Below are 12,178 nucleotides of genomic sequence, written 5' to 3' on the forward strand. Positions count from 1 at the left end.
GCGGATTTTACAGGATGATGTTTTTACCTCTCTGGCGCGCCATGGCGTGTATTACCGTCACCGCATTAGGACTGACCCTGGTCGTGACAACCGTCTCGCTCATGACGTGGGAACTCAGCGTAACGCTCTTTCCCTGGTCAACCGCGACAACCAGTAAAATCGTCACGGCTTCGCTGCTTTACGAATTACTGGAGTGGATCCACCAGGTCCCCCGTATTATGGTCAGCGCATGTCTTTGATGCGGCACGTCAACAAACGCTTTTGTTTATAGAATTGCAGGGCGCTGATCGTCGCGGCGATAAATAACGCCAGCGCGCCGCACAGCGTGGCATCGGTAATCGCCTGCGTGCCACTGCCTAACAGCGTGGTTAACAGCGGACCCAGAATCTGGCCGATACCGTAGGTCAGCGTCACAAACCCGAGCAGGTTGAGGTTTCCCGGCACAATAAGCTGTCGCGCGAGGGTCATGACCAGCGAGGTGGTGCCCATAAACGTTACGCCGAACCCCACGCTGCTCAGCACCAGCAACAGCGGAGAGCCGCTGGCCAGCGTCAGGATCACACAGGCCCCCTGAATCACCAGGTTTGCCGTCAGGCATTGCAGCACTCCCCAGCGTTTCGCGGCCCACAGCCAGGCGAAGCAGCCCGGCACAATTGAGACACCGACCAACGTCCACAGATGAACCGTCAGCAGTGGAGAACCCGCTCCTTTCGCCATAAGCGGTAAATAGGTGGCAACGATGATGTAACCGAATCCTGCCAGTCCGTAGAGCAGCGCCAATAGCCACCAGCGCATCGGCTGCGGGTCACTTTTTGCCTGGGTGGCGGCAGGCAGCGTGTGGGCGTGGGACGGAAGCAGCAGCACCAGCAACATCGCCAGGACGGCCGAGAAGACCACCGCCCCGATCCACAGCGCGTGGGAGGAGAGCGCAAAGTGCAGACCAGCAATCACGTACTCGTTACCCAGCGCAATCCCGACGCCGACGCCAGAAAACAGCGAGGCAATGACAAAAGGATTGCGGGTATGTTGTAGCACCAGCGTGGAGCCAAAGATCAGCATCCCGGCGCTGGCGACTCCCGCCAAAAAGCGCACCAGCATCACCACCATGGGATTGGAGAATAGCGCCATCGCGAGGATCAGTGCGCCGGTCGCCACCGCTGAACTCAACAGCATAGGGCGTAAACGTCCCGGCAGATGAAAAAGCCCGAACGAGAACAACAGGCTGCCGACCAGGTATCCCGCATAGTTGACGCTGGCTATCCACGACAGTTCGGAAAACGTGAAGCGCCCCTCAGCCAGCAGTACGGGCAGCATTGGGGTATAGAGAAAACGGCCAATTCCCATGCCCAGCGCGAGGACCATCATCCCGAAAAGGGCGGTGCGCAGTGAATACCGGTCTGCGATGTGCGGTTGCTGGCTCATGCCGTACCCATTGTTATTTGTCGTGAGCGAAATGCGAGAGTAACAAATTTATAACAAATGGGTAAGGCGATGGCGGTATTATTGTGCGCTCTTAGACGTGAAGCGGTAAAACAGGTTGGGCTCTGCCACGATAAACAGCGTCCCCTGGTTATCCATCGCGATCCCTTCAGCCTGCTGTATGGTGTGCGCCAACCCGTGGTGACCTTCGGTTAGCGGCATGACGCCGAGAACGTTGCCGTCGGTTCTGACCTCTTTGAGCACTCGTGATTCGTGAGATAGGATCAGCAGGCTGTTCCGCTGCGGATTAAACTCCGCGCCTGAAATATCCTGCACACCTAGCTGTTGTTGCAGCGCATGCTCTTTACTGATGGTCAGATTGTCATTATTGAGCAGCCCCGTCACTTTATAGATCCCAATCGGTCTCTTTTCTTTAAAAAACCAGAATGTCTCTTTTTCACGTGACCAGGCGAGGCCCTCAAAACCGTCGTTGGTCGGGGTTTCATAGAGATTAAGCGTTAACTTTTTGATGATGTTGACCTGTGACTGCGCATTGAGGGTAATCACGTAGATGGAATAGTCACTTTCATCGCTGATGACAAATGTGTCGTTACCAATGAACTCGATCGTCTCCAGATCGCGAATAAAATCGAGTGGGATGGTACGCAGCAGTTGACCCTGGCGGGTTAATTCAATAATCGCGGCGGGTTTATTGATTGTGCTGAACAACGTATTCGTTTTATCGGACCAGGTGAGTGAGGAGACATTTTTTTTCACGCCCGCGATCTGTTTAGCGTCTATCGTCGCGCGATAATCGGCAAGGGAGTTATTGTCATTGTCGGGCATGGCGTTACCCGATATGACATAACTCGCCCCCGCAATGAGTAAAGTAAGAAGAAGCATGATTCGCAGAGGTGAATTCAGATATCGGGCGGACAATCTCATTATTCTTCCTTAAATAAAATCAAAGACATTAAGGGAGAAAGTATAAAGATTAATCTTAATGAATCCTTAAACGGGTGATAATTGCATAGTGACATTTATCGTGGTTTCGCGGGGCAACGTGCTGGCGCGTCGAAGGTTGCCACACATTGCCAGTCGCCCTGCTCAAGGCGGTAGATTGATTCGGTGTGACCGGGGATCACCCACCGATCTTGTTCACCAGGCTGGCAATGCAGGTAGACGCACAGTCCGCAGCCCCCGCGCAACTGGCGGGGAATGTCGGCGACCTGAAAGGTCACGCCTGCGGCCTGCAACGCTTTGCGGGTCTGGATCACGCCAACCGTCGAATGAAATAAAAACAGGTATTCCGTCATCCGCGCGTTCTCTGCCGCTGGCCGATCAGCGCCGCGCCGATGGCGCCGGCAAACTGCGCGTCCGGGTGGGTGTTTACCGGGATACCGACATGGCCTTCCAGCATCCGGGCAAACGCTGCGCAGTGGCTGACGCCGCCGGTAAACAGCAGTGGCCCTTCTGAAGAGAGTCGACCAATGAAATTGGCGCTGCGTCGCGCCATGGCATTGATCACCCCCGCGAGGATCGCTTCCGGGGCGATACCCGCAGAGCGCAGGCTAATCACTTCGGATTCGGCAAAAACGGTGCACATACTGCTGATGGCGTGCGGCGCAACGCCAGCGGTAATGGTATCGAGTTGCTCCACGCTGGCGCCCAGGGTGCGTGAAATGACCTCCAGAAAGCGCCCGGTGCCCGCCGCGCATTTGTCATTCATCAGAAAGTCGGTGAGGTTACCATCGTCATCCAGTTGGATCACCTTGCTATCCTGTCCACCGATGTCAATGACCGTGCGGGTGGCAGGTGCGAGCAGCCGCGCACCCAGTCCGTGACAGGAGATTTCCGTCACCTGCTTGTCGGCAAAATCAACCAGCTGGCGGCCATAGCCGGTTAAGGTCAGGTAGGGGCGCGTTTCCAGACCTTCCGCGAGAACCTCCCAGGCCTCGCGGATGGCATCGGCAGGGCGGAATGGCGTCGGGCACAGGAAACGGCGCTCAATCACACCGCCGGTGAGTAAAATGCCTTTGGTCGCCGTCGAGCCGGAATCAATTCCTATCGAATACGTCACGCCTGCTCCTCACAGCATTTCAATAAAGGCCGCGACGCGGGTGCTGAGCTGGCCGACATCCGAGGTAGAGTAGTCGGTTTCAATGGCGATATAAGGAATGTTGTGTTGCTGGCGAACATGGCGCTTAATTGCCAGTGATTCAACGGCATAGGTATGACAGGCCTGCAAAATCACGTCCACCACGCCGTCTGCATGGTACTCTTCCACCATCTGGCTGAGCAGCGTCAGGCGCTGATCGTTTGGAGAGATGCACGAACAGCCGATGGCGAGATATTTGTCGGTGAGCGCCTCGTATACGTCACCAGTTTCCGCGACGCACTGCTCGGTCGCCTTCGCGCCGGTACAGTTTTCGTATCCCACCACCCAACCGCCGTTTTCCTCAATGGCGCGCACCACTTTTTCTGCCGCGCCGCCGATCGGACAGCCGGTGATCAGAATACGCGGACGGGCGTCCAGTCGTTTACCATCCTGCCATGCCTGGCGCACGCGTTCAGCCATGCTGTTCAGTTCGTCGATAAGGGCTTCTTTATCAAAGCGGAAGGTCGCGCCGTACACCACTTTCAGGATATCGCTGCCGCTCAATGCAGGGGGATTAAGCTGCCCGAGACGATAGAAATTCGCCAGTGCACGACGCTCACGGTTTTTGAGGACAATGGCGTCACGCAGTGCCGCTTCGGTAACCGGCGTCCCAAAGCGTGCTTCCACAGCCTGTTGCAGACGCAGAATTTCTGCTTTCCACAGCGCGCGTGAGGCGGCATCCTGGCTGCTGTTTGGCAACTGCATGACGTGAACGGCTTTGAACTCCGCCATATATTCATACATTTTCTTTTTGCCATCGCAGGTGGTTTCACCCACTACCAGGTCGGAAAAGTAGAAATAGGGGCATTTGTCGGTTTTGCCGAAGCCGTAGCTGCTTTTGATCAGCGGGCAGAGGTTGCGCGGTAGATCTTTTTCGGCTTCTTCGATGGTTTCATCCGACGTTGAGCACAGCGAGACCACCACCGCACCCGCCGCCATCGGGATCTCCTGCGGCATGAAGGTGCAATAGGTTCCCACCAGCGGGATACCCTGCTCTTTGAGATCCATCACGGTGAGAAAGCCTTTCTGGCGGGCTTCAGAGAACTGGTCGAAAATGGCGGGCAGATCGGTGATAAGCGACATGGATTTTCCTTCCCCGTGACACGGGAGATGTTAAAAGTGCTCGCATTATAACCATGTCAATGTTATGGGTTTATTGATCTCCCGCCAGGTAAGGCATTATAAAATCTTCTTCAGATCCATCTCTTCCTGGATGCGCTCGCTCCAGGCCAGATGCGTGCGAATCGCCTCCTCAATGCCCGCGTTGTAGTACACAGGCCCTAGTTTTTCGCTAATGAAATCAATAAAAAACTCAGCGTCGAACTGTTCCAGCTCCAGTTCGAAATGATCGCGGCAGTAGTCTCTGAGCGCATCGCGCAGACCGTCGCGCTGCGCCGGGGAAAGGGTAATGTCAGCCATTTTTTCTCCTTAAAAAGTGGACAGTGCGGGCAGCAGTGAGGGAAGTTGCGATAACAGGTATAAGACCAGCCCGATCGTCCCGCCCACCAGCGTGCCGTTGACGCGGATAAACTGTAAATCTTTCCCGATGTTAAGTTCAATCTGCCGCGACATATCGCGGGCATCCCAGCTTTTCACCGTATCGCTGATGTGGCGGGTCAGGAAGGCGGCAAACTCCGGCGCCACCCGATGGGCGGCCTGCTCCAGATGGCCGTTGAGCGAAGCGCGCAGCGCATCGTCGGCGATCAGCGTTTCGCCAAACCACTGTCCGGCATGGGCGATTCGCTGCTTCACCCTGGAATCGTCGGCGTTGATATCCTGCTTCAGCCACTGACGTAAATCCGCCCACAGCTCGCCGAGGTAGCGGTTAAAGGCTTCATCTTCTTTCAGGTAATCTTTGATGCTTTCTGCCCGGTTCGCCATCTCCGGATCGTTTTTCAGTTTGTCGATAAGCCTGAACGTGGCGCGATCGAAGGCGTGGCGGATTTGATGCGCGCGATCATGGCTGATGTCGTCGAGCAGCGAGTTCACCGCTTCCGATACCAGCTCCGCGCTGTGCTCGCCCAACCATTCGGTAGGCAGAATTTTAGCCTTCAGCGGATGCTCGGTCTCCAGCCAGTGGACGATTTGCCGGGCGATAAAGGTCCTCGAACTGTCGCGCTGGAGGAGGGATATCAACTGGGCGATCAGCGTATCGAGCAGAACCTGATGGCGATCATTTTTGGTCATGCTTTCCAGCATCAGGGCGCTGGTGCCGGAGAGATCGACCTTATCAATCGCCTTATGCACCGCCCGTTTTAGCAGGCGCTGGATACGGGCATCGTCGGTCAGTTCCAGAAAGCCGCTCATGATCTGCAACAGATGCTGTCCGACCCGCTGGGCGTTTTCCGGCTGGCTGAACCAGTTGCCAATCAGCAGCGCGGGTTCATGGCGGCGGATCAGCGCAACCAGGGACTGGGTGTCGAGGAATTTCTCCTGCACAAACTGCCCCAGATTCTCGCCGATGCGGTCCTTATTGCGGGGAATAATCGCCGTGTGCCGCGAAATGAACGGGAGAGGGACGCGGCGAAACAGCGCCACCACCGCGAACCAGTCCGCCAGGGCACCGACCATCGCCGCCTCGGCAATGGCTTTGATCCCGCTGACCCAAAAACCAGGCGGCAGGAAGAGGGTGATGACGAACGTGGTGGCCGCGATCAGCAGTAACGAAAGCGCCAGCAGTTTGGCGCGTTTAAGTTCAGCAATTTTATTCATACGCTTAAGGATAGAGCCAGACGGAGGGATCGTGCAAAAACAACCGGGGATCAGCCGGGGATCCAGTTGTCCCACGCTGGCAGTGTCCCTAATTCCGCGACCAAAAAATCAATAAACGAACGCACCTTCGGATTGCTGTATTTGCTGGGGAAATAGAGCGCGTAAAGGGTGTGCGTTTCGCAGGCGATCGTGCCGTCGAGCATCAGCGGGGTGATCTCCTCTTTCTGGATATGATCGCCAATCAGATAGGTCGGCAGATAGGCCACGCCCTGATCTTCCAGCACCGACTTCAGCAGGACCAGGCTGCTGTTGGCCTGGATCGGCATATGCAGTTTTAGCTGATGCAGGCGATCCTGCTCGTCGGCAACCTTCAGAACCGGGGTCAGGCCAGGATAAACCAGACAATCGTGATCGACCAGATCGGTACGACGCAGCGGCATCCCTTTCTTCGCGAGGTAACCGGGGGAGGCGCAGTACGCCCAGCGGATCGGCACCAGTTTACGCGTGGCATAGTTTTGCGGCGGGGCGGTGGAGATGCGCAGGGCGATATCGAAATCCGTGTCGTTCAGATTGACGAAGTTATCGTTGAGATCGATATACAGGTTCACATCCGGGTATTGGGTGCGATATTTGTCCACCAGATTGACCAGTCGGGAATAGCCGAAGGCAATCGAACAGGTAATGCGTAATTCACCTTGCGGATTATGATAATAACCAGAGGTGGTATTAAGCGTTTCATCAAATTCTTTCAGTAATTTATTGGCCCGGTTAAACAAATATTGCCCGGCGTCGGTCAGCGTAATACTGCGGGTCGTGCGCTTAATTAATGTTGTCCCCAGCGTATCTTCCATTGCCGCCAGACTTTTACTGACCGCGGACGGTGACACGTTAAGTTGCACCGCGGCTTCAGATAAACCTCCGCAGTCCACAATCCGGACAAAAAATTCTAAGTGCTTGAGAGAAATGGGTGTGCTCATTGTTTCCTTTTGCTCATAAGTGATTTGCAAAAACGGTACGAATAGGCCGTTACATTGGGTTTTGAAACATGTAACTATTGAATCACAGGAAACGACATGCGCACAAAATGAAAAAATAACAACTTAAGTGAGGTGCGTCACAAATAGTAAGGAGGCAAAAACAGAACGTCGCCAAATTGTGAATTTACTCTCATTTAATTCCATTCTTATAAAAGGTACCGATTATGTGGACACGACTCGAACCCTACAAATCGTCAATTATTTTATTACTTGCTCTGGTGGCAGGTGGTTTATTAGGGATTTTAGCCCCCGCGTTTGCCAGTAAACTCCAGCCGATAGGTCAGATTTTCCTGAACCTGTTATTTATGATTATCGTTCCGCTGGTGGGAATCAGCGTAATGTCCTCTATCGCCAGTATGACCGACCTGAAACGCTTAGGGCGAATTATGGCGATTATCTTTATCGTTTCCATCGCGATGGCGTTTATTCCGGCGGCCGGCATCGTGGCGTTAGCCCTGTGGTACAACCCGGCGCAGGGGGTCACTATCGATCTCTCGCAGTCCGTGCAGGCGGGCAGCGGCAAGATGGATTTTGTCAGCATGATCACCACCAACGACTTTATTGGTCTGTTTTCTAAGTCGAATATTCTCGCGCTGATCGTGATGGCGATCATTGCCGGGATCGCGATTGGTCAGTCAGAACAGGCGGGTAAACGTATTGCCTCGCTGTTGGACGATGCCAACACCGTCATTATGAAGATCGTGTCGATCATCATGAAGGTCGCGCCGCTGGGGCTCGGTTGCTACTTTGCGGCGACGATGGCCAGCCAGGATTCCGGACTGCTGCTCACCTTTGCCCGGGCAATTGGTCTGTTCATGGTTGCCACGCTGGCTTACTACATTTTCGGCTCTATTCTCTACTCTTACATTGGCGGCGGCGTACCGGCGGTGAAGGCCTTCTGGCGTCACGCCATTGAGCCTTCTGTCACGGCGCTGGGTACCTGTTCTTCGCTGGGCACGCTGCCGGTGACGCTGCGCGCGGGCAAAGCGATGGGGATTAACCCGGAAATTGTGGATGTCTCGATCCCACTGCTGGTCAACCTGAACAAAGGCGGCGTGGCGATGATTGCGGCGCTGAAGATCGTCTTTATTTACTCGGTGCTGGGGATCCCATTCACCACGGAAACCTTCTTCCTGACCATGCTGATTGCCGTGCTTTCCGCGATTATCGTCGGCGGCGTACCGGGCGGGGCGTTCCTTGGGGAGATCTTTATCGTCACCACGCTGGGACTGCCGATGGAAACCATTCCGATGTTGGTGGTGCTGGGTACCATTACCGATGCCCCGGCGACGCTAATTAACGTGATTCATGATTTGAATGCGGCACAAATTGTAGAACGCTTCTCCGGGAAAAAGTCGGTGAATGCAGAGATGAATGCGACGGCGACGGCCGCCGAGGTTTAACGCACGGATTAAGGATAAGAAGGTTATGAAAGATTCAGTGAAACTCGAAACCCAGTTGGTCATCGCCGGACGCGATAAACGCTATACTCAGGGCGCGGTAAACCCGGTTATCCAGCGCGCCTCTTCGCTGGTGTTTGATACCGTGAAGGACAAAAAATTCGCCACCGCCAATCGCGCAAACGGTGAGTTGTTTTATGGTCGTCGCGGCACTTATACCCACTTCGCGTTTCAGAAAGCGATGAGCGAACTGGAAGGCGGCGTCGGCTGTGCGCTCTATCCGTGCGGTGCAGCGGCGGTGACAAACGCGATCCTCGCGTTTGTACAACGTGGCGATCATCTGCTGATGACCGGGGCGGCATATGAACCAACACAGGATTTCTGCAATAAGATCCTGAGCAAATTCAACGTCGAAACGACGTACTACGATCCGATGATCGGCGCCGGAATTGTCGATCTGATCCGCCCAGAAACCAAAGTGGTGTTCCTTGAATCACCGAGTTCGATCACCATGGAAGTGCAGGATGTACCGGGAATGGTGAAGGCTATTCGTGCGGTGAACCCGGAGATCGTCATTATGATCGACAACACCTGGGCGGCTGGCGTGTTGTTTAAGGCGCTGGACTACGGCGTGGATATCTCGATTCAGGCAGGCACCAAATACACGATTGGTCACTCTGACGGCATGCTGGGAACGGCGGTATCCAACGCCCGTTGCTGGGACCAATTGCGTGAAAACTCGTATCTGATGGGGCAAACGCTGGATGCCGATACCGCGTATAACGGCAGTCGCGGCCTGCGTACGCTGTCGGTGCGTCTGAAGCAGCATCAGGAGAGTAGCATTCAGATTGCCCGTTGGCTGTCGGCACGCGCAGAAGTGGCGCGGGTGAATCATCCGGCACTGCCGGAATGTCCGGGCCACGAATACTTCACGCGTGATTTCAGCGGCAGTTCTGGTTTGTTCTCGTTCGTGCTGAAAAAGCGACTGACGGATGAACAGTTAGCGAACTTCCTCGATAACTTCTCGCTGTTCCACATGGCTTACTCATGGGGCGGATTTGAGTCGTTGATTCTGGCGAACCAACCGGAAGAGTTGAACAGCATTCGCCCGGCCGGTGAGGTTGATTTCAGCGGGACGCTGGTGAGGGTGCATATCGGCCTGGAAGATGTCGGCGATTTGATTGCCGACCTTGAAGCCGGATTTGCCCGCATTGCTTAAAAAAACGGCCCCGCATGGCGGGGCCTGATTTTACTTCTCTGTTGCCAGTTCCGTTGCGTGATACTGGCGTACCCGCGTTAACAACCCTTTCAACGTGAATACCACCGCCACTCCCGCAATGACTGCCAGCAGGTGAAACGGGATCCGGCCGCCGTTAAACCACAGTCCGCGACCGATTTCGACGGAAACGGCCATCACCGCCAGAATGACCATGTTCAGCGAGGCCGACACGGTTCCTTTCGGCAGGTTGTTGGTAAACAGCGTGAAGCGGAACAGCGTCGGGAAGATTAGCCCAATGCCAAACGCATACAGACTGGTGCCCAACACCGACCACAGCCACACGTGAGGCCAGAGCAGGTTCCCGGCGATCAGTACAAACAGGCCGCTGAGCTGAATGGGCACCGCACGCCAGATAAAGCGCGGGTTGGTCGGATCTTTCACAAAACGAGCAACGACCATGTTGGCGACGATGACCGCACCGAACACCGGAACCTGTACCCAGGCGAACTGGGAGGACGTCATGCCACCCGCGTCGATCAGGATCACCGGGGAAACGGCGACCCAACTCATCATTGGGATGTAACTTAGCGAGATCGTGGCGACGCCAAAGAGGAACACGCGGTTGCGAAAGACATCGCGAAAATCGCGTACGACGCTGATCGCACTAAACGGCACCGCGCCGCGCTGGACCGTCTCCGGCATCGCCAGCAACAGGCCCATAAAGGCGATAAAGCCCATTACCGCAATAATGGCGAACAGCACCTTCCAGTGGACGAAGTGCATCAGCGCCGCGCCGGAAAGCGGGCCAATGATCGGCGCTACCAGCACGATAGAGGTGATGATTGCCATCAGCTTGATAGCTTTCGTTTGTCCGAACGCTTCCTGCACCGTGACGTAGCCGACCGTCGCGATAAAGCAGATGCTGGTGCCCTGCACCACGCGCGCGATCAGAAACTGTGTCATTGAAGTGGTGAACAGCGTGGCGGTACAGGCGAGGGAAAAAATGAGCGCCCCCGTGACCAATACCGGACGACGACCGATCCGGTCGGAAAGCGGCCCCAGCAGCCATTGCAGCGCCATCCCTCCGGCGAGATAGAGACTGACCGCCGCCGGTGCCAGACTGACATCGGCGTCAAACTCACGCACGACGTTGATGATGCCCGGCTGAATCAGGTCCGTCGACAGATAGGCGGCAAAATCGTACAGAATCAGCGCCATCGGAAAGAACAGCGTCGTGGCGTGCCGCTTGAAAAACTCAATAATCCATTGCATACAAAACGAACTCCATGTGGAGAACCCCTTAACGGGAACAACGAAATTCAATACTGTCACAGGGACATCAGGCAGAAAAGAGAGAACAGCAGACTGCGGATGTACTGAATTTCATGTAATCAAAAGCACTGCCCATGAGAATCACAGACAGGGGAACACATTCTGACGTTTGTCAGAATGTGTAGCGATTACAGATGGTTATCAGCACATCACACCTCGGGAAAAGTAAGTTGAACGGAAAATATACACCTTAAGTGTCATTATAATTTGATGTTAGTCAATAGAATGGGCTGAATTCATTCAGTATCTCAATGAGCTACGGGAAGAGAAAGCGCCAGACGATCCCGCAGCCAAAGGCGATCAACACGACCCCGGCGAGACGTTCGATCCACACGATCCCGTGGCTTAGCCGTCGCTGGATAAACGGCAGGCCAATCCCCATCACAATCAACAGATCCCAGCACAGTACGACGCTGGTCATCCAGATCCCGCTGACGGCCTGCTGCACCAGCGTCACTGACGGGCCAAGCAGGGCGGTCATCAGCGCCAGATAGAACAAGGCGTTTTTCGGGTTGAGCAGCGACGAACCCAGCCCCAGCAGCACTTGTTTGCCCAATCCCGGACGCGTGGACTGGGCATCTGCGCCCGTCAGCGTTTGCGGACGACTGCGTAGCAGCAGGCTGCCGATCCACAGTAAATAAAGTGCGCCCAACAGTGCGATCAACGTGAAGAGCTGGGGAAACTGACGGAGGATCCCCCAGCCGGCAATCGCCAGCAGGATATAGATGCCGTTACCGGCGGCGATCCCCAGGCACAGCCCGGCACTGCCGCGCAGTCGATAGCGAACGGCGTAGCCCACCAGTAAAAAGAAATCCGGTCCGGGGCTGAGCAGCGCCACAAAGTGAGCCAGCGCCAGGGCGGGAAAGGCAGGGGGAAAGAGTACAGACAACGGTTCCATAGT

General features: G+C 55.2%; 13 protein-coding genes. 3 read left to right on the forward strand and 10 right to left on the reverse strand.

Going from position 1 to position 12,178, the window contains the following annotated elements; all coding sequences use genetic code 11:
- The first annotated feature begins 14 nt into the window (after positions 1-14).
- A complete protein-coding gene (locus C2U53_RS13525; protein WP_042999291.1) occupies positions 15-239 on the forward strand; it encodes a hypothetical protein in 225 nt (74 codons plus the stop codon).
- Here the strand turns inward: C2U53_RS13525 and C2U53_RS13530 are convergent.
- The 8 genes from C2U53_RS13530 to C2U53_RS13565 all read right to left on the reverse strand — a co-directional run bounded on the left by C2U53_RS13530 (position 223) and on the right by C2U53_RS13565 (position 7,266).
- Positions 223-1,422 carry an MFS transporter gene (locus C2U53_RS13530; protein ID WP_104446008.1) on the reverse strand — a complete coding sequence of 400 codons (1,200 nt, stop codon included), beginning with the start codon at positions 1,420-1,422 and terminating at the stop codon, positions 223-225. The two genes, C2U53_RS13525 and C2U53_RS13530, sit on opposite strands and share 17 nt — an antisense overlap.
- Positions 1,423-1,500: 78 nt before the next feature.
- Entirely contained in the window at positions 1,501-2,265 is a 765-nt protein-coding gene (locus tag C2U53_RS13535; RefSeq protein WP_224788354.1) for an SdiA-regulated domain-containing protein, read from the reverse strand.
- 194 nt (positions 2,266-2,459) lie between these two features.
- Entirely contained in the window at positions 2,460-2,735 is a 276-nt protein-coding gene (locus C2U53_RS13540; RefSeq protein WP_104446009.1) for a DUF3343 domain-containing protein, read from the reverse strand.
- Positions 2,732-3,499, reverse strand: coding sequence for a putative 2-hydroxyacyl-CoA dehydratase activator YjiL (yjiL, locus tag C2U53_RS13545; protein ID WP_042999295.1), 768 nt, complete (start codon positions 3,497-3,499; stop codon positions 2,732-2,734). The genes C2U53_RS13540 and yjiL overlap by 4 nt, the downstream gene beginning before the upstream one ends.
- A gap of 9 nt (positions 3,500-3,508) precedes the next feature.
- Positions 3,509-4,660: a double-cubane-cluster-containing anaerobic reductase gene (locus C2U53_RS13550; protein ID WP_042999296.1), complete on the reverse strand. Its 1,152-nt coding sequence runs from the start codon at positions 4,658-4,660 to the stop codon at positions 3,509-3,511.
- A 96-nt stretch (positions 4,661-4,756) separates the two neighbouring features.
- Entirely contained in the window at positions 4,757-4,996 is a 240-nt protein-coding gene (locus C2U53_RS13555) for a DUF2164 domain-containing protein (protein WP_042999297.1), read from the reverse strand.
- Between the two features lie 9 nt (positions 4,997-5,005).
- Positions 5,006-6,289, reverse strand: a complete 1,284-nt coding sequence (locus C2U53_RS13560) for a DUF445 domain-containing protein (RefSeq protein WP_061069589.1) — start codon at positions 6,287-6,289, stop codon at positions 5,006-5,008.
- A gap of 50 nt (positions 6,290-6,339) precedes the next feature.
- On the reverse strand, positions 6,340-7,266 hold the full coding sequence (locus C2U53_RS13565) for a LysR family transcriptional regulator (RefSeq protein ID WP_042999299.1): 927 nt from the start codon (positions 7,264-7,266) through the stop codon (positions 6,340-6,342).
- Between the two features lie 224 nt (positions 7,267-7,490).
- On the opposite strand from C2U53_RS13565, the gene C2U53_RS13570 reads away from it, so the two are divergent.
- Both C2U53_RS13570 and metC read left to right on the forward strand, forming a co-directional pair.
- Positions 7,491-8,729: a dicarboxylate/amino acid:cation symporter gene (locus C2U53_RS13570; RefSeq protein ID WP_044253866.1), complete on the forward strand. Its 1,239-nt coding sequence runs from the start codon at positions 7,491-7,493 to the stop codon at positions 8,727-8,729.
- A 25-nt stretch (positions 8,730-8,754) separates the two neighbouring features.
- A complete protein-coding gene (metC, locus tag C2U53_RS13575; RefSeq protein WP_042999301.1) occupies positions 8,755-9,945 on the forward strand; it encodes a cystathionine beta-lyase in 1,191 nt (396 codons plus the stop codon).
- 30 nt (positions 9,946-9,975) lie between these two features.
- On the opposite strand, the gene mdtM is transcribed toward metC, so the two are convergent.
- Entirely contained in the window at positions 9,976-11,208 is a 1,233-nt protein-coding gene (mdtM, locus tag C2U53_RS13580; RefSeq protein WP_099433781.1) for a multidrug efflux MFS transporter MdtM, read from the reverse strand.
- A gap of 325 nt (positions 11,209-11,533) precedes the next feature.
- Complete coding sequence (locus C2U53_RS13585) at positions 11,534-12,175, reverse strand: LysE family translocator (protein WP_104446010.1); 642 nt, start codon at positions 12,173-12,175, stop codon at positions 11,534-11,536.
- Positions 12,176-12,178: the final 3 nt, after the last annotated feature.

The organism is Citrobacter sp. CFNIH10, from assembly GCF_002934585.1.
GTDB lineage: Bacteria > Pseudomonadota > Gammaproteobacteria > Enterobacterales > Enterobacteriaceae > Citrobacter_A > Citrobacter_A amalonaticus.

Bases quoted from the DNA above. Each gene is read 5' to 3' on its own strand.
- C2U53_RS13525 (WP_042999291.1), top strand. From the start codon at position 15: ATGATGTTTTTACCTCTCTGGCGCGCCATGGCGTGTATTACCGTCACC.
- C2U53_RS13530 (WP_104446008.1), bottom strand. From the start codon at position 1,422: ATGAGCCAGCAACCGCACATCGCAGACCGGTATTCACTGCGCACCGCC.
- C2U53_RS13535 (WP_224788354.1), bottom strand. From the start codon at position 2,265: ATGCCCGACAATGACAATAACTCCCTTGCCGATTATCGCGCGACGATA.
- C2U53_RS13540 (WP_104446009.1), bottom strand. From the start codon at position 2,735: ATGACGGAATACCTGTTTTTATTTCATTCGACGGTTGGCGTGATCCAG.
- C2U53_RS13550 (WP_042999296.1), bottom strand. From the start codon at position 4,660: ATGTCGCTTATCACCGATCTGCCCGCCATTTTCGACCAGTTCTCTGAA.
- C2U53_RS13555 (WP_042999297.1), bottom strand. From the start codon at position 4,996: ATGGCTGACATTACCCTTTCCCCGGCGCAGCGCGACGGTCTGCGCGAT.
- C2U53_RS13560 (WP_061069589.1), bottom strand. From the start codon at position 6,289: ATGAATAAAATTGCTGAACTTAAACGCGCCAAACTGCTGGCGCTTTCG.
- C2U53_RS13565 (WP_042999299.1), bottom strand. From the start codon at position 7,266: ATGAGCACACCCATTTCTCTCAAGCACTTAGAATTTTTTGTCCGGATT.
- C2U53_RS13570 (WP_044253866.1), top strand. From the start codon at position 7,491: ATGTGGACACGACTCGAACCCTACAAATCGTCAATTATTTTATTACTT.
- metC (WP_042999301.1), top strand. From the start codon at position 8,755: ATGAAAGATTCAGTGAAACTCGAAACCCAGTTGGTCATCGCCGGACGC.
- C2U53_RS13585 (WP_104446010.1), bottom strand. From the start codon at position 12,175: ATGGAACCGTTGTCTGTACTCTTTCCCCCTGCCTTTCCCGCCCTGGCG.